Source organism: Pararhizobium sp. (assembly GCF_035497515.1).
GTDB lineage: Bacteria > Pseudomonadota > Alphaproteobacteria > Rhizobiales > Rhizobiaceae > Pararhizobium.
Window position 1 is genome coordinate 1 of the sequence record NZ_DATJDJ010000161.1, and the last position, 15,858, is coordinate 15,858.

Here is a 15,858-nt window from a genome sequence, read left to right on the forward strand (position 1 = left end):
AGCCTTCAAGTCGCCGGAACGTTCTTGAAGCCAGGCTGCGGATTGAAGCTGCCGAGCAGCCAGAGTGACACTTCCGCCGCGATCTCGGCGCTGCGGAACTCGTAGGTTCCGTTGAGATAGGCGAAGTCGGCAAAATGCACCGTCAGGCCCCGGCCGCTCGGCGCATGGATGGTATTGACCTTGCCGGCCTCGATCAGGTGGCAGACGAAATGCGTGCCATGCGCCGCCATGAAACCGGCCTTGCCGTCATGCAGCCGCACGAAATAGGCTTTCTCGTCCGCCGTCGCATGAATGGCCCGGATGGCTTCGTCGGGAAAGGCACGGCCGAAATCCATGATCGCCAGTCCAGCATCGGGCTCACGCCGGTCCTTTTCCGCACGCGCCTTCATCCGTATGTAGAAAATCGCTGCAAGCAGCACACCCATGATGACGATTGGCCAGACCATAACGCCCGTTCCCTTTGACGCAGTTCAACAGAATAACATGGAGCGGACCCTAAAAGTCCAAGCTTGCGCCAATGTGCCGTCAGTTTTGCGAAATGCGGTTGATGAAGACAGAATCTGCCTACTGCATATTTAACGTGTGACACCGACCTTTGCGCGTTATTCTTGACGCGCGGCGCTGTAGCGTCATTCACCAGCGCCCGCTGCGGGAAGCTTTCCACATCCACCACTGCCGGCGCCATTGCGATGGCACGATCGATTGTTCGAATAGCTGCGCGCCTGCCTGCTCGGCGCGATCAAAGACCGGCTGCGCCAGCGCGACCGGTGCGAAGGCATGGCGATTGAGCACTGAAATCGCGGATGCCTCCACCCTCGCCTTGGAAAGGTGATCGCGTCCCAGCCCCGCGAAAGCGCGGATCGCCCGGCTGACGGCATCCTCGTCGCGACCGGACAGGAAGGTTTCACGGTTCAGTCCCGTCGCCGCCAGCAGTTCCTGTGGAAAATAGACCTGGCCGCGCCTGCGATGCAGCGGCAGCAGCAGCAGCAGGCCGGCAATAGTCTGCGCAACGCCGGCGTGACCGGCGGCGGATGCGGATTGCTGGGCACCGGTCGGGTCGAGAATGAGGCTGGCAAGCTGGATCAGCGCCGACGCCGTCTCGCCCGCAAAACCTTCCAGTGACGAGCGGCTCTCCATCGGGTCGTCGTAGAGATCGAAGACACGGGCATCGATCATGTTCTGCAACACGGAGACCGGCAGCTTGTGGGCCTTGATGCAGACAAGCAAGGCCTCGGCCAGCGGGTGGCCCTCGCCGCCCGCGCCGCTGACATCCTCAAGAACGTCCCGCCACCATTGCAGGCGGATTTCCCCTGGCAGCGGCTCGCGCACGAGATCGCGGATACGTGCTATTTCCGCGTGGAAGGCATAAAGCGCCGAGAGCGGGCCACGCTTGTCGGCGGGCGACAGCAGGCAGGCGAGATAACGATCCCGATCGCTGTCGCGCAACGCTGACAAGCTGAAATCATAGATCGCCCCGGTGGACGCGTTCTGGTCTTTGGAAGTGCTCATGGTCTCAGACGGCGATCAATGCCGCGGCCACAGCGCGGGATTCGGCAAGCATGATATTGTAGGTGCGCACGGCAGCTCCGGTGCTCATCGGATCCGACGAAATCGCATGCTCCTGGAATTGTGCCTTCAAGGCAGCCGGCAGCGGCTTGATGTCCTTGCCGGTGCCGACGAGAATCACCTCGATCTGCGCCGCCTCCCGGAAAACACGCTCGAACTGTTCCGGCGTCAGCGGGTCGCCTTCCGCCATGTCCCAGCCGTAGATCCCGGACGGCAGCATCAGCAGCGAGCCGCGATGCGACATGTCGGCAAAACGGAAGCCGCCATTGCCATAGCTGTCGATCGGCGCCCGGCCGGGAAAATGCGCCTGCCGGATTTCGACGGGTTTGCGCAGGATCATAGCGCGCCCCTTGCCGACAGCGTCGGTCCGCCGGTCTTCTCCGCCCCATGCCGCAGCTTGAAGAGAATGAGAATCGGACCGGCGACATAGATCGACGAGAATGTGCCAACGACGACGCCGAACAGCATGACGAAGGCGAAGGGCTGGACAGCCTCACCACCGAAGATGCACAGGGCGGCAAGCGCCAACATGGTGGTGACCCCCGTCAACACGGTACGCGATAGCGTCTGGTTGATCGACGTGTCGATCAGGATCGGCAGCGGCATGCGCGGGTAACGTTTGAGGTTTTCGCGCACGCGGTCGTAGACGACCACCGTATCGTTCAGCGAATAGCCAACGATGGTCAGGAGCGCCGCGATACTGGTGAGGTTGAACTCCATGCCGGTCACCACGAACAGGCCGATCGTCAGCAGCACGTCGTGCAGCGTCGCGACGATGGCTCCGGCGGCGAACTGCCACTCGAACCGGAACCAGATATAGACAATGATCGCCAGGAGCGAGCCGAGGACGCCGATCGTCGCAGCCTTCGTCAGATCGCCCGAGATGGTCGGCCCGACGACTTCGACGCGGCGGAACTCATAGGCATCCTCGAGTTCGCTGCGGATCAGGATGACCGAGGTTTGCTCGGCATTTTCTCCGCCATCGCGCGAATGGACGCGCACGACGACGTCCTGGGGCGAACCGAAGGGCTTGACCGTGACATCGCCAAGATTGAGCTCGTAAAGGCGGCCAGTGATATCGTCGATATCGGCATTGCCCTCCCGTGCCTTGAGTTCGATGACCGAACCGCCGGAAAAATCGATGCCGAGATTGATGCCGAGCGCGCCGAACAGCAACATGCTGACGACCGACAGCAGCGTCGTCAAAGAGAAGACATAGTTGCGGATCGCCATGAAGCGGAACGCCGCGCTGTCGAAGATGCCGGTGCGGATACCGGCTGGCAGTTCGGTCGGCTGGCGGCGGCGGAGCCAGATTTCAAGCATCACGCGGGTCAAGGTGTAAGCGGTGAACAAGGTCGTGACGATACCGATCGCCAGCGTCACGGCGAAGCCGCGGACAGCTCCGGTGCCAAGGAACAGCAGGATGATTGCAGCGATCAGCGTGGTGATATTGGCATCGACGATAGCTGCGAAGGCGCGCGAGAAACCGTAATTCAGCGCCTCCCGCAGCGAGCGGCCGTGTTTGACCTCCTCGCGGATGCGCTCGTAGATCAGCACGTTGGAATCGACCGCCATGCCGATCGTCAGCACGATACCGGCAATGCCCGGCAGGGTCAGCAACAGCCCGGTCGCGGATAGCACAGCGATGATCATGACGACGTTAAGCGCGACCGCAAGGCTCGCGATCGCACCAAACAGGCCGTAGAAAGCCAGCATGAAGAGCACGACCAGAACGGCGCCGATCGTGCCGGCCATCATAATCGAATGAATGGAATCGGCGCCACGTCCGGCGCCGATGGAGCGCTCCTCGACGATGGTCAGCGGCGTCGGCAATGCGCCGGCACGCAACAGAAGCGCCAGGTCCTCGGCTCCTTCGCTGCTCATGTCGGCGGCGAGTTGAACCGTGCCGTCGGTGATCGCCTTGCGCACGAGCGGCGTGGCGATCACCGCGCCATCGAGAACGACGGCGACCGTCGTTCCGGCGCTATCGGCCGTCGCCTTGGCGAAGCGGGCCGTGCCCTCCGGCCCGAGCCGGAGATTGACGACCTGGTTGCCCGATTGTGCGTTGATTGCGGCCTGCGCATCGACGATATCGGCATTGGCGATGATCGGCTGCCGGCGGACGAGATAGCCGATCGGCGGATCATCGGCCGAATAGAGGATTTCGGAATTGACCGGCGGCTGGCCGTTGACAGCGTCCTGAACCGCCATCGACATGTCGATGCTACGGAAAGACAGCGTGCCGGCCTGGCTCAGGATGTATTTGACCTGTTCCGGATCATAACGGCCGGGAATCTGTACGATGATCCGGTCGGCGCCCTGGCGGCGCAGTTTCGGCTGTAGCGCCCCAAGATCGGTCAGACGCTGTTGCAGCACCGCAATCGCGCCGTCCATCATCGTTGAAACGCGATAGTCGATACCTTCGTTCGTCATGTCGAGGGTAATCACACCGTCGGCGCTGCCGATAGTGACCTCGCTGACGGACTTCTTCGTCAAGCCGCCTTCCTTGACCGGATCGGTCAGCGACGTGAGTGCCGCGAGCGCGGCATCCGCCTGCGCCGGATCGCGCAGCCGGAGTTGAATCTCTTGCCCGGTTCCAGACAGACCCGAATAACCGATATCAGCCGCCCGCAGCTTCGTGCCAACCGCATCGATGGTCGCCTGAAGGCGGGCCTTGATCACATCATCCCGCTCGATCTTCAGCGTGATCTGGGATCCGCCCTGAAGATCGAGACCGAGCATCACCTGTCTCTTGGGCACCCAATCCGGCAAGTTCTCCAACGTGCTGTTGGATACTGCGTTCGGCAGGGCGACCACGATGCTGAGAAGCACGACGAGCCAGACGGTGATGGTTTTCCAGCTGGAAAAATACGGCATGAAGCTCTCGAAGATACGTGGTTACAGGGCGACCGAAACGCTCCGGCCTCCCTGCAGGGTCACTCCTTGACGGGTTCACCCTTAACACGGACTTCGGATACACCACTGCGTACCACACGAATCTTCACGCCGTCAGCAATTTCGACTTCCAGTTCGCTGTCATCGACAACCTTCGTCACCTTGCCGAGAATGCCGCCACCGGTGACGACCTGGTCGCCGCGACGAATGTTCTTCAGCAGTTCCTCGCGACGCTTCATGTTGGCGCGCTGCGGGCGGATGATCAGGAAATACATTACCACGAAGATCAGCAGGAACGGCAGGATCGACATGAGAATATCGGCGCCGCCGGCGGTTGCGCCAGGTGCTGCTGCTTGGGCGAATGCCTCGGTAATGAACATCAATCACTCCTTGAATGCTCTGTGGCGGACGAAGGCCCGCGTTTGGGATCGCCGGAATATAGGAAAGGCTGCCATGAATGCAACAAGACCTTCTCCCGGTTTCGTATCATCTGCCTCATACATGAAATCGGCCGGAGAAGAAGCTCTTTCTGCGGGATTTCGCGCCTTTTACCGTTACTGCTGCCGTGCTACCGGACAGTTGGTCTCTTCAGACAAAACCAGTGCCATCATTCGGGAAGTTCTTTGATGCAGGATACGAAAATTGATCTTCTGATCGCTGAAATGCGCAAGCTGTCCGCAGCCATCGAACGGATCGCCGGGCCGGCGCCGGCCGTCAACGACTGGGACGCCGCCGAATGCTTCGTCTGGTCGCCGCAACGCCTGAATCTGCAGCCGGTCACGAAGCCGAACCGGGTCGATCTCAAGCTGATCCGCAGCGTCGATCATGTCCGCGACATCCTGTTCGACAACACGCTGCGGTTCACGCAAGGCTTTCCTGCCAACAACGTACTCCTGTGGGGCGCGCGCGGCATGGGCAAATCCTCGCTGGTCAAGGCCGTTCATGCGACGGTCGCCGAGCAAGCCGGTATCCGCTTGAAGCTGGTCGAGGTGCATCGCGAGGATATCGCGACGCTGCCGACATTGATGGAAATCCTGAAGGCGGCGCCGGTTCCGGTCATCGTTTTCTGCGACGACCTGTCCTTCGATCATGACGACACGTCCTACAAGTCGCTGAAGGCGGTGCTGGACGGCGGGATCGAGGGCCGTCCGGGCAATGTGCTGCTCTATGCGACCTCCAACCGCCGGCACCTTCTGCCCCGCCACATGATGGAAAACGAGCAGTCCACCGCCATCAATCCGTCCGAAGCCGTCGAGGAAAAGGTTTCCCTGTCCGATCGCTTCGGCCTGTGGCTCGGCTTCTACAAGTGCAGCCAGGACGACTATCTCGCCATGATCGACGGCTATGCCGATTATTTCGGTCTGGATGCAGACCGGGCGAACCTGCATGCCGATGCGCTGGAATGGAGCACGACGCGTGGCGCACGCTCCGGCCGCGTCGCCTGGCAGTTCATTCAGGATCTTGCCGGACGGTCGCAGAAGAAAATCGACACGGTCTGAAAACGGAAAAGCCCCTCACCGGGGGCTTTTCGACGTTGGATGATGGTCGCCCCTTTGCGAGGCGACTATTCGAGATAGGTCGCAGGATTGACCGGGCTGGCTTTCTTGCGAACCTCGAAGTGCACCTGCGGCTGCGTCGCCGTGCCGCTCATGCCGGAGGCTGCCAGCGTCTGGCCGCGCTGGATCTTCTGGCCGCGCTGGACCTTCAGCTCCGAAGCATTGCCGTAGACGGTGACGGTGCCATCGTCATGGCGGACCAGAACGGCGTTGCCGAGTTCCTTCAGGCTGCTGCCGGAGTAGATGACGACGCCGTTTTCGGCCGCCTTGATCGGCGTACCCTCGGGAACCGAGATGTTGATACCTTCATTGCGGCTGCCTTCGACATTGGCACCGTATCCAGCGATAACAGCACCGCGAACCGGCCAGCGATACTTGCTGATGCCCGTTGCCTTCGGCGAATCTTCGGAAACCTCTTCCTTCGAGGCGACCTCGACCGACTTGTCGGCAACCGGCGGCTTGTATTCGGCCGGCTTCTCGGCAACCACCTTAGCAACCTTCACCCCGGCCTTCTTGTCCGGAACGGAGGCGGTGACGACCTGATCCGGCGCAGATGCGCCGGCGCCCGGAACCTTCAGCGTCTGGCCGATGCGGATGGCAGCGGTGCTGAGGCCGTTTTCCTTGCGCAGGGCTTCGACAGATACGTTGTTCGCTTTGGCGATCCGGTTGAGGGAATCGCCGGCCTTGACCGTGTAGGTTCCGTTCTGGCCGTTGCCGTCGCCTGAAACCGACTGCTTGCCGGAAGCGAGATCGGTATTCTTGTCACCCTTTTCGCGCGACTTGGTCTGGCCGGGCAGGATTGCGACTTCGCGGCTATCCGGCTGCAGCGGCACGTTCTTCTGCTTGTCGACATCGAGGCTTGCGGCCTGATCGGAGGCTGACGCCTTCGCAGCGCTGCCAGAAACGGCGAAGGTCGGGATCAGGATGCGCTGGCCGGGCTCGGCGTCGGAGCCGGACTTCATGCCGTTTGCCTTGAGGATTTCCTTTTCCGGAACACCGAAGCGCTTGGAGAGCGTCGCGACCGTATCGCCCTGGCGCATCAGCACCGCCGGCGCGTTGGTCGTCGACCAGCCACCCTTCGTCATGGCGGTGGTCACCGGATCGACATTGATCTTCTTGTCGGCCCTGGCGATTTCACGCGCCGCCGGCATCGGCTGGGCGAGCGACTTTTCACGCGCCTTCACCGTCGGATCGGCAAGCACGGTGCGCTGGACGTTGATGGGCGTCGAAACCTCCCGAGCACGAGAGATCGGCGTCGATGCCGTATTGACCGGATCCGGGAATGGCTGGGTCATGGCTTGATCGCGGGTATCGGCCGCCATGACCGGCGCGGAAGCAATACCGCCCCCCTGAACATCACTGCTCGGGATCGGAACATTGCTGCGGGAGATGGAGTTGGTGGTCAGGTCATCCGACCCGGAGAAGAGACCGCCGAAACGGCTCGCATCGGAGCTGCAACCGGTAGCGGCACTTGCCAGCAATACCGCCGTAGCCAGACGAACGACGGACTTACTCACACTCGACGAAACTCTAATACGCATGACGCTTTACCCAACTGGAACACAACTCGGTGTAAGATGATTAAAACGCATTAGAGTTACCGCGCGGTTAAAACCGGCATGCCCGCTCGCGATTTTTGATGAATTGATAACCATGATCGTCGGCCAGAGCCAAGCAAATCAGCAGCAAGCGATCGAAGCCAAATGCAACGGCATTCCGGCTCCGATGAGGACCGCACAGCGCAAGTTTGAGCAGCCGGTGCGTCAGACGCCGTATAAAGCCAACCGTTTATGGCTTTTAGACGTCCGCCGGGGCGAATGCGCGTCAGAAGCTCTCCTGGTAGAATTTCTCGATTTCGGAGAGCGCGCCGCGAGTCTGCGTTACATCCTCGTAGCTGATCGTTCCGGTATCCCAGCCGAACATGTCGCCTGTCATCATACCGCCGACGTCCTGGCCCTGGGTCAGGTCCCTCTCGGTCTTTTCAGTGTCGAGCAAAACGCTGACGAGCGTCTGGAAACCGACCCCGCCGTCGATACCGCTCTCGTCGTTATATTCGACAGAGCGCGCGCCGGCGATCGCTGCGTCGCGCGTGCCGAAATAGCGAAGGCTGTTCTGGTCGTCGGGACGCAGGGTGTCGTAATATTCGATGAAGGCGCGATAATAGGCCTTATAGTCGCCGGTCTCGCTGTATTTCCCGAAAGCCTGATATTCGCGCGCGGCCAGTTGCGGCGAAAGCTTGTTGGCCCATTCGTCCTGCGTCAGCGCCGGCTGCTTGTCCTGAACCTTCCTGGTGCGGCTGAGGAACAGCAGCGCCTCCGCCGAAAGCGACACGCGCGAGGACGGATCATAGCCGCCGATAAACGACGGCGTGGCGCCACCGTCTTCACGGCCGCCCGACGTCACCTGCGCCACCGCGCGGCCCGCAAGGTTACCCATGCCGTCGCCGTTTGCGGTCGAGGTCAATCTGTTCGCGATCTGCATCTGTCGTCTCCTGCGTTTGGACGCCTGGAATAGAACTGACAAACGCGCATCAGGTCGGGGGTCAGCTCATGGATATGACTTTGTGCGCCGATCCCGGTTAGGACTCGAAACTTACGCGAGGCTGACCATCGTTAACGAAAAATTAACGCTCTGATTTTGCAATGATTAATTGTTATGTTTCGCGCGTTCTCAACCGTCTGCATTGTTGCTGCGAGACAGGAAACTTCGGAATCAACGTGCAATGACGATGATTTCCGGGCTTTCAGTTCGAAAAGGCCGACCGTCCCATCCGCCCATCCACTCCATTTCGGAGAGTTCCGCCTGCCGCAGCATGGACTCGATTTCCGTCTGATCACGGAAGGCGAGCACGCTGGCGCTGACATCGGCACGACGGCCTGCGTCAAATACGGTGTGGGTGCGAAAGGTCACCTGACCTCCGGAGACTTGCGTGACCTCATGCCAGGTTTCGACAGTCCCGAGTTCCGGGTGCTCGATCACCCGGCGAGATTTTTCCGGCACCCAGTCTTCCCATATGCGCGCAAGTGGATTGCGGCTTTCAAACACGAGACGACCACCGGGCTCGAGATGGTGTTTGACAGCCGACAGCATGGCCACGGCCTCGGCCTGTCCAAGAAAGACCTGAAAGACATGTCCGGTCATCAGGACGAGATCGAAACGGCTGTTCAGCGGCACGGCGGCGATATCGCCGAGGATCCAGCGGACACGATCACCTCCATCACGACGTCGGGCAATGTCCAGCATGGAGTCCGCGGGATCCACTCCGGTCACCGTATGCCCAAGCCCGGCAAGCCGGACGGAAAGGAGGCCAGTACCGCAGCCAAGATCGAGAATGCGGAACGGGCGCCCTGCGATGGCGCAATAGAAATCCGTATCCGGCCCGGCAGCATTGAGACTGTCGTAGAGAGCGGCAAGCTCGCGATTGGTATAGATCGAGTCCGGCATCGGCCCTACAGGAAGGATGCCAGTTGCGGCTGGATCGGCAGGTAAGGCGCCTCGAACAGGTCTTCGCGGTCGAAACGGCTGCCGGTGCGCGTCAGCCGGACGATACGGCATTCCGTTTCGCTCATCATGATGGGCACGATGAGGACGCCGCCGGAGACGAGATGATCGGAAAAGACGCGCGGCAGGCTGGGAAAGGCCGAGGTGATCAGAATACGGTCGAAGGTGCCCTCGCCCGCCGGCCCGATGCTGCCATCGGCGTGGCGCACAACGACGTTGCGGACACCCGCCTTTTCGAGATTGCGCTGCGCGGTGGTGACAAGTGTCTTGTAACGATCGATCGTCAGCACCCGTTCGGCGATCCGCCCCATGACCCCGGCGGTAAAGCCGCTGCCGGTCCCGACCTCCAGGATGCGCTGTCCCGGCTTGATATTCAGGGCATGCAGCAGCCGGACGGCGAAATCGAACCCTTCCATAAAGGCGCCGCAATCGAGCGGCAGCAGGCGGGAGGAATAGGCATCGTCCTGATATTGCGGCGGCGCGAAGATCGCGCGCGGCGTCTGCTCGACGGCGTTGAGCAATTCCTTGTTGGAAATGCCCTCGGCCCTCAGCCGCAACATCAGCGCGGCAAAACCTTCCTGCTCGACGACCCTCGGGCTCAATCGGCCTCTCCGTCCAGAAGCGCGCGCGCCACCCTGTCCTGAACAGCGTAGTCGGTCAGGTCGAGTTTCAGCGGCGTTACCGAGATCTTGTGCTCGCGGATGGCGTGAATGTCGGTCCCTGCTCGGAAATCGCCGAATCGCTCGCCGAAACGAAGCCAGAAATAAGGGTGGCCGCGTCCGTCAGCGCGCTCGTCGATCGTCAGGCCGAAATCGAGCTTGCCCTGTGACGTGACTTCCGTGCCCTGGACGGCATCTTCGGCGCAATTCGGAAAGTTCAGATTGAGGAAGGTGCCATCCGGCAGATCGAGGAACATCAGCTTGCGCAGAAGATCGGGCGCGTGTTTTTCAACGACATCCCACGGGACCGGTGCGCCACTGACATGGCTGTAGGCTTGGCTGAGCGCAAACGAGCGGATACCTTGCAACGTGCCCTCGATCGCACCGGCAATCGTCCCGGAATAAGTCACGTCATCGGCCATGTTGGCGCCGAGATTGACGCCGGACAGGACGAGGTCCGGCTTGAAATCCAGCACCTTGCGGACCGCCATGATGACGCAGTCGGTCGGCGTGCCGCGCAGGGCGAAACGCTTTTCGGAAATCTGCCGCAAGCGCAACGGTTCCGACAGGGTCAGTGAATGGGCAAGGCCACTCTGGTCGGTTTCCGGCGCCACCACCCAGACATCGTCCGAAAGGGTGCGCGCGATCCGTTCGAGAACGGCAAGGCCTTCGGCATGAATGCCATCGTCATTTGTCAGCAGAATCCGCATCTTTACCCCTGCCGCGGGACGCGGCTTAGCTGGCCCGTTCGATCTTGGTCCGGCCGCCCATATAGGGCAACAATACGTCCGGGATGGTTACCGATCCGTCTTCATTCAGATAGTTTTCGATGACCGCGATCAGAGCGCGGCCGACGGCGGTACCCGACCCGTTCAGCGTATGGACGAATTTCAAGGTTTTGTCGTCCTTGACCCGGTAACGCGCATTCATCCGCCGTGCCTGGAAGTCACCGCAGACCGAGCAGGACGAAATTTCGCGATAGGCATCCTGCCCCGGTAGCCAGACTTCGAGGTCATAGGTCTTGCGGGCGCCAAACCCCATGTCGCCGGTGCAAAGCGTCATCACCCGATAATGCAGACCAAGACGCTTCAGTACTTCCTCGGCGCAGGCCGTCATGCGCTCATGCTCGTCGATCGAGCTTTCCGCATCGGTGATGGAAACGAGTTCGACCTTGTTGAACTGATGCTGGCGCAACATGCCGCGCGTGTCGCGACCGGCGGAGCCAGCCTCTGAGCGGAAGCACGGCGTCAGTGCCGTCAGGCGCAGCGGCAATGCTTCAGCATCAAGGATCTGCTCGCGCACCATGTTGGTCAGCGGCACTTCGGCCGTCGGGATCAGCCAGCGGCCATCCGTGGTCTTGAACAGGTCTTCCGAGAATTTCGGCAGTTGTCCGGTGCCGTACATGGCATCGTCACGGGTCATCAGCGGCGGCTGGACTTCGAGATAGCCGTGCTCGCCGGTGTGCAGGTCGAGCATGAACTGTCCGAGCGCGCGCTCGAGCCGGGCCAGTTGCCCCTTGACGATGGTAAAACGCGAGCCGGCGATCCTGGCGGCGCCTTCGAAGTCGAGCCAGCCGAGTTCCTCGCCGATCTCGAAATGTTCTTTCGGCTTGTGGTTCCAGCCCGGCTTCTGGCCGTGGCTGTGCTTGACGACATTGCCGTGCTCGTCGCTGCCGACGGGAACGTCGTCGAGCGGAATATTGGGAATGCGCGACAGGGCGTCCGCCAGTTCGGCGTCCGTCTGGCGGCTTTCCTCTTCCAGCGCCGGCATCGTCGTCTTGAGCTCTGCCACTTCCGCCTTCAGCGTCTCGGCGAGCTCGCTGTTCTTCTGCGCCATCGCCGCGCCGATTTCCTTGGAGGCGGCATTGCGGCGCGACTGCATGTCCTGCAGCGCCTGAACCAGGGAGCGGCGCTTTTCATCCAGCGAAATCAATGCGGCCGACAGGGGCTCCGCACCGCGCTTCGCGAGCGCCGCGTCGAGGGCTTCGGCATTGTCCCTAATCCATTTGATATCAAGCATGGTCGTTCAGGTCCTGATCGGTCGTATCGAAAATCGGGGCCCGAACGCATCGCGCTGACAACAATCAGCCAGCATTCTCTTCCGCTGCGGCAGTCTCGCGGGCAAGCGCATCACGCGCACGCTGCCGCTCGATGAGTCGGGCCGTATAGATTGAGACCTCGTAGAGAAGGATGGCCGGCAGGGCAAGACCGATCTGGGAAACCGGGTCGGGCGGAGTCAGGATCGCGGCGGCGATAAAGGAGACGACGATCGCATATTTGCGCTTGTCCTTCAGTCCCTGCGACGTGACGAAGCCGACGCGGGCCAGGAGCGTGGTGATCACCGGCAGCTGGAACACGAGCCCGAAGGCAAAGATCAGCGACATGATCAGGCTCAGATATTCTGAAACCTTCGGCAGGAGCTGGATCGATACCTGCCCCTCGCCGCCATCCTGCTGCATGGCCAGGAAGAACCACATGACCATCGGCGTGAAGAAGAAATAGACCAGGCAGCCGCCCATGATGAACAGGATCGGCGATGCGACCAGGAACGGCAGGAAGGCCGCTCGCTCGTTCTTGTAGAGGCCGGGGGCAACGAATTTGTAGACCTGCGACGCGATCACCGGGAAGGCGATGACCAGCGCGCTGAACATGGCGACCTTCACCTGGGTGAAGAAGAACTCCTGCGGCGCCGTATAGATCAGTTCGACGGATTTGTGGCTGAGGCCCGCCCAGTTGACAGCCCATTTGAAGGGCTGGACGAGGACATTGAAGATGCCCTTGGCGAAATAGAAGCAGATGATGAAAGCGACGAAGAAGGCACCGACCGCCCACATCAGGCGTGCGCGCAACTCGATCAGGTGCGCCATCAACGGCTGAGGCTTGTCTTCGATATCGCCGCTCATGCGTCACCCTTTTTCCTGGTCGCCTTGGCGGCGACCTTGCGGGTTTCCGCCTGCGCAGTGTCGGAGACCGTATTCCTGGATTTTTTCACTGGCGTCTTGACCGGAGCCATCACGGGTGCCGCAACAGCGGCCTCGACAACGGCCGTTTTCGCCTTGGAAGCGCGCTTGGCCTTCGGCTTTCCGGCGTCAACGGCTGCAGCCCGATCCAGCTGTTTGGCGGCGGATGCAATTGCCGCGGCGGCGACCGGATCGGGCTTGGCCAGATCAGTCTTGGGTTCTTCCTGCGCAACGACGGTTTCGGCGGGAGTATCAGTGGAAGCGGGTGTGACCGGCTCCTTTGGCTTCTCTACGGTCGTCGCCTTCTGCAGGTCAGCCTTGATCTCGTTGCCCATCTGCCGAAGCGGGTTCATGGCCTCGCGGATGCTGTGCGCTGGATTGAGCTTCTGCGCATCGGCGAGCGTCTTGCGCACGTCGTCCAGATCGGCCTCCTTGAGCGCTTCATCAAACTGCTGGCGAAAGTCACCCGCCATGCCCCGCATTTTCGTCATCATCTTGCCGAACGTCCGCAACATCGGCGGCAGGTCCTTCGGGCCCACCACGATGATCAGAACGATGGCGATAACGACGAGCTCGGTCCAGCCGACATCAAGCATGCTCAGAACTCCACGAAACCGAAAGCGTCAGGACCTGCTCCTGAGGACAGGTCCTGTACCGAATGCATGATCAGCGGACTTCGTCGGATTTGTGTTCGACCGTCTTGCCGTCGAGACCCTTGTCGGACGTCGGCGTCGCGTCGTCGTCGGTCATGCCCTTCTTGAAGCTCTTGATGCCCTTGGCAACGTCGCCCATCAGTTCCGGAATCTTGCCGCGGCCGAACAGCAGCAGAACCACGACCAGAACGATCAGCCAATGCCAGATACTAAAGGAACCCATATCCTTACTCCCTTGAAGCCTTGAACCCCGATTTAAGATGTTCGATCATCTTTTTCAAACGGCAATCTGTCCCGCTCGTTAACGGAAAGCCGCACGTCGCGCAATCCTTACACGGAGAGTTGGGCGGGGATACAGTCAACAGTATGATTTTTCGGACTTTCCAGCCAAATCTCGCGCGAGGTCACGCAAGCGTGACGAATAGGCGCAGCCATGAGACCTGAAAACTATTCCTCGTCACCGCCGGTCGGTGCGAGCAGGCCCAATTCTTCGAGATCGAGCTGCGTGATCGGGTCCTCGTCATCGCCCAGACCGTCATCGCCAAGCGGAACCGGGATCTGGAAATTCGACGGAATGCGGCCGGACAGAAGTCCTGCGCCCTTCAGTTCCTCCAATCCGGGCAGGTCACGCAGGTCCTCTAGCCCGAAATGATCGAGGAAGTCGCGCGTCGTACCGAAGGTGACCGGACGGCCGGGCGTGCGCCGTCGGCCACGAAACCGGATCCAGCCCGCTTCCATCAGCACGTCCAGCGTCCCCTTCGACGTCTGCACACCACGAATGTCCTCGATCTCGGCACGTGTCACCGGCTGGTGATAGCCGATAATCGCCAACACTTCGAGCGCCGCGCGCGACAGCTTGCGCACCTCGTTTTCATCGGTCTGCACAACGAAGGAGAGATCGGCAGCGGTACGGAACGCCCAGTGATCGGCGACCTGCACGAGATTGACGCCGCGTTCCGCATAGATGGATTTGAGTCGCGCCATGATGCGCGGAACATCGGCGCCGCGCGGCAGACGGGAGGCGATATAACCCTCGGAAACCGGCTGGGCGGAGGCGAAGACAAGTGCTTCGGCGATCCGCTCTGCTTCCAGTTCCAGCTTCGGATCGAGCCCGGCCTGCGTGCCGTCCGGCTCATCCTCCCGCTCGATGACGACTGGCACATGCTCTTGCGGATCAGTCACGCCCCGCCTCCATATCCGCCAGCGCCTGCGGCGTAATCCGGTTTGGCCCCTGGCGCAGGTAGATTGGCGAGAACGCGCCATCCTGGCGTATTTCGAGCCGGCCCTCGCGCACCATTTCCAGCGAGGCGGCGAACGAACTGGCGATTGCGGTCGCCCGCTCCTTCGGGCTGGTCATGTAGCGCAGCAAGAAATGGTCCAGCGCCGTCCATTCGACCATGTCGCCGATCAGCCGAGCCAGTACTAGCCGCGCGTCGGCGAGCGACCAGACCTGCCGCTTCTCGATCGTCACCTGCATGATGGCTTCGCGCTGGCGCAGCGACGCGTAAGCATGCAGGAGATCATAGAGCGAGGCGTCGAAGGCCGATTTCCTTTCGACCGGAATATGCTCCGGCGCACCGCGCGCAAAGACGTCGCGGCCGAGCCGGTTGCGATTGATGAGACGGGTCGCCGCCTCTCGCATCGCCTCCAGCCGCTTGAGGCGGAAAGCCAGCGCCGAGGCCATTTCCTCGCCGGACGGGCCTTCGTCCTTGGCCTGCTGCGGGATGAGCAACCGTGATTTCAGGAAAGCGAGCCAGGCCGCCATCACGAGATAGTCGGCTGCCAGTTCAAGCCGGATGCTGCGGGCCCGCTCGATGAAGGCGATATATTGTTCGGCGAGCGCCAGCACGGAAACGCGCGAGAGATCGACGCGCTGATTGCGGGCAAGATGCAGGAGAAGGTCGAGCGGCCCTTCGAAGCCGGCAATATCGACGACGAGTTCTTCCTCGTGCAGTCCGCGATCGGCGGGTTCGTCCTGCCACAGCGAATCCATCGGCGCCCGCGCCGCCGACTTCTTCTGTGTATCGGCGGCATTGCTCACGATTGGTTCGCCCCTGAAATCAGCCTGT

The 15,858-nt window shown here is 61.2% G+C and carries 17 protein-coding genes; 1 reads left to right on the forward strand and 16 read right to left on the reverse strand.

Annotated elements, in window-relative coordinates; translation table 11 throughout:
• Positions 1 to 5: 5 nt before the first annotated feature.
• From VL202_RS15780 to yajC, 5 genes are all read right to left on the reverse strand, one after another.
• Positions 6 to 446 (reverse strand): hypothetical protein, encoded by a 441-nt coding sequence (locus VL202_RS15780; protein WP_325465048.1) that lies wholly within the window; start codon positions 444 to 446, stop codon positions 6 to 8.
• A gap of 187 nt (positions 447 to 633) precedes the next feature.
• On the reverse strand, positions 634 to 1,509 hold the full coding sequence (locus tag VL202_RS15785) for a phytoene/squalene synthase family protein (protein ID WP_325465049.1): 876 nt from the start codon (positions 1,507 to 1,509) through the stop codon (positions 634 to 636).
• 4 nt (positions 1,510 to 1,513) lie between these two features.
• Entirely contained in the window at positions 1,514 to 1,906 is a 393-nt protein-coding gene (locus VL202_RS15790; RefSeq protein ID WP_325465050.1) for an Mth938-like domain-containing protein, read from the reverse strand.
• Positions 1,903 to 4,443 (reverse strand): protein translocase subunit SecDF, encoded by a 2,541-nt coding sequence (gene secDF, locus VL202_RS15795; RefSeq protein ID WP_325465051.1) that lies wholly within the window; start codon positions 4,441 to 4,443, stop codon positions 1,903 to 1,905. Before secDF ends, VL202_RS15790 begins: the two co-directional genes overlap by 4 nt.
• 59 nt (positions 4,444 to 4,502) lie before the next feature.
• Positions 4,503 to 4,841 carry a preprotein translocase subunit YajC gene (yajC, locus tag VL202_RS15800; protein WP_325465052.1) on the reverse strand — a complete coding sequence of 113 codons (339 nt, stop codon included), beginning with the start codon at positions 4,839 to 4,841 and terminating at the stop codon, positions 4,503 to 4,505.
• Positions 4,842 to 5,087: 246 nt separating this feature from the next.
• Between yajC and VL202_RS15805 the strand changes: the two genes are divergently transcribed.
• Positions 5,088 to 5,960 carry an ATP-binding protein gene (locus tag VL202_RS15805; RefSeq protein ID WP_325465053.1) on the forward strand — a complete coding sequence of 291 codons (873 nt, stop codon included), beginning with the start codon at positions 5,088 to 5,090 and terminating at the stop codon, positions 5,958 to 5,960.
• Between the two features lie 65 nt (positions 5,961 to 6,025).
• Here the strand turns inward: VL202_RS15805 and VL202_RS15810 are convergent, their stop codons facing one another.
• From VL202_RS15810 to VL202_RS15860, 11 genes are all read right to left on the reverse strand, one after another.
• Positions 6,026 to 7,558: a LysM peptidoglycan-binding domain-containing M23 family metallopeptidase gene (locus tag VL202_RS15810; RefSeq protein WP_325465054.1), complete on the reverse strand. Its 1,533-nt coding sequence runs from the start codon at positions 7,556 to 7,558 to the stop codon at positions 6,026 to 6,028.
• 283 nt (positions 7,559 to 7,841) lie between these two features.
• Complete coding sequence (locus VL202_RS15815) at positions 7,842 to 8,498, reverse strand: biotin biosynthesis protein BioC (RefSeq protein ID WP_325465055.1); 657 nt, start codon at positions 8,496 to 8,498, stop codon at positions 7,842 to 7,844.
• Positions 8,499 to 8,729: 231 nt separating this feature from the next.
• Entirely contained in the window at positions 8,730 to 9,461 is a 732-nt protein-coding gene (locus VL202_RS15820; RefSeq protein ID WP_325465056.1) for a class I SAM-dependent methyltransferase, read from the reverse strand.
• 5 nt (positions 9,462 to 9,466) lie between these two features.
• Positions 9,467 to 10,120 carry a protein-L-isoaspartate(D-aspartate) O-methyltransferase gene (locus VL202_RS15825; protein WP_325465057.1) on the reverse strand — a complete coding sequence of 218 codons (654 nt, stop codon included), beginning with the start codon at positions 10,118 to 10,120 and terminating at the stop codon, positions 9,467 to 9,469.
• Positions 10,117 to 10,887 carry a 5'/3'-nucleotidase SurE gene (gene surE / locus VL202_RS15830; RefSeq protein ID WP_325465058.1) on the reverse strand — a complete coding sequence of 257 codons (771 nt, stop codon included), beginning with the start codon at positions 10,885 to 10,887 and terminating at the stop codon, positions 10,117 to 10,119. The genes VL202_RS15825 and surE overlap by 4 nt, the downstream gene beginning before the upstream one ends.
• A gap of 25 nt (positions 10,888 to 10,912) precedes the next feature.
• Positions 10,913 to 12,196 (reverse strand): serine--tRNA ligase, encoded by a 1,284-nt coding sequence (gene serS, locus VL202_RS15835; protein ID WP_325465059.1) that lies wholly within the window; start codon positions 12,194 to 12,196, stop codon positions 10,913 to 10,915.
• A 64-nt stretch (positions 12,197 to 12,260) separates the two neighbouring features.
• Positions 12,261 to 13,079, reverse strand: coding sequence for a twin-arginine translocase subunit TatC (gene tatC, locus VL202_RS15840; protein WP_325465060.1), 819 nt, complete (start codon positions 13,077 to 13,079; stop codon positions 12,261 to 12,263).
• Entirely contained in the window at positions 13,076 to 13,732 is a 657-nt protein-coding gene (gene tatB, locus VL202_RS15845) for a Sec-independent protein translocase protein TatB (protein ID WP_325465061.1), read from the reverse strand. The genes tatC and tatB overlap by 4 nt, the downstream gene beginning before the upstream one ends.
• Before the next feature lie 70 nt (positions 13,733 to 13,802).
• Positions 13,803 to 14,012 (reverse strand): twin-arginine translocase TatA/TatE family subunit, encoded by a 210-nt coding sequence (locus VL202_RS15850; RefSeq protein ID WP_325465062.1) that lies wholly within the window; start codon positions 14,010 to 14,012, stop codon positions 13,803 to 13,805.
• Positions 14,013 to 14,236: 224 nt separating this feature from the next.
• Positions 14,237 to 14,938: an SMC-Scp complex subunit ScpB gene (gene scpB / locus VL202_RS15855; RefSeq protein WP_414692875.1), complete on the reverse strand. Its 702-nt coding sequence runs from the start codon at positions 14,936 to 14,938 to the stop codon at positions 14,237 to 14,239.
• Between the two features lie 25 nt (positions 14,939 to 14,963).
• Positions 14,964 to 15,782 carry a segregation and condensation protein A gene (locus tag VL202_RS15860; protein WP_414692876.1) on the reverse strand — a complete coding sequence of 273 codons (819 nt, stop codon included), beginning with the start codon at positions 15,780 to 15,782 and terminating at the stop codon, positions 14,964 to 14,966.
• Between the last annotated feature and the right edge of the window lie 76 nt (positions 15,783 to 15,858).

Bases quoted from the DNA above. Each gene is read 5' to 3' on its own strand.
- VL202_RS15780 (WP_325465048.1), bottom strand. From the start codon at position 446: ATGGTCTGGCCAATCGTCATCATGGGTGTGCTGCTTGCAGCGATTTTC.
- VL202_RS15785 (WP_325465049.1), bottom strand. From the start codon at position 1,509: ATGAGCACTTCCAAAGACCAGAACGCGTCCACCGGGGCGATCTATGAT.
- VL202_RS15790 (WP_325465050.1), bottom strand. From the start codon at position 1,906: ATGATCCTGCGCAAACCCGTCGAAATCCGGCAGGCGCATTTTCCCGGC.
- secDF (WP_325465051.1), bottom strand. From the start codon at position 4,443: ATGCCGTATTTTTCCAGCTGGAAAACCATCACCGTCTGGCTCGTCGTG.
- yajC (WP_325465052.1), bottom strand. From the start codon at position 4,841: ATGTTCATTACCGAGGCATTCGCCCAAGCAGCAGCACCTGGCGCAACC.
- VL202_RS15805 (WP_325465053.1), top strand. From the start codon at position 5,088: ATGCAGGATACGAAAATTGATCTTCTGATCGCTGAAATGCGCAAGCTG.
- VL202_RS15810 (WP_325465054.1), bottom strand. From the start codon at position 7,558: ATGCGTATTAGAGTTTCGTCGAGTGTGAGTAAGTCCGTCGTTCGTCTG.
- VL202_RS15815 (WP_325465055.1), bottom strand. From the start codon at position 8,498: ATGCAGATCGCGAACAGATTGACCTCGACCGCAAACGGCGACGGCATG.
- VL202_RS15820 (WP_325465056.1), bottom strand. From the start codon at position 9,461: ATGCCGGACTCGATCTATACCAATCGCGAGCTTGCCGCTCTCTACGAC.
- surE (WP_325465058.1), bottom strand. From the start codon at position 10,887: ATGCGGATTCTGCTGACAAATGACGATGGCATTCATGCCGAAGGCCTT.
- serS (WP_325465059.1), bottom strand. From the start codon at position 12,196: ATGCTTGATATCAAATGGATTAGGGACAATGCCGAAGCCCTCGACGCG.
- tatC (WP_325465060.1), bottom strand. From the start codon at position 13,079: ATGAGCGGCGATATCGAAGACAAGCCTCAGCCGTTGATGGCGCACCTG.
- tatB (WP_325465061.1), bottom strand. From the start codon at position 13,732: ATGCTTGATGTCGGCTGGACCGAGCTCGTCGTTATCGCCATCGTTCTG.
- VL202_RS15850 (WP_325465062.1), bottom strand. From the start codon at position 14,012: ATGGGTTCCTTTAGTATCTGGCATTGGCTGATCGTTCTGGTCGTGGTT.
- VL202_RS15860 (WP_414692876.1), bottom strand. From the start codon at position 15,782: ATGGATTCGCTGTGGCAGGACGAACCCGCCGATCGCGGACTGCACGAG.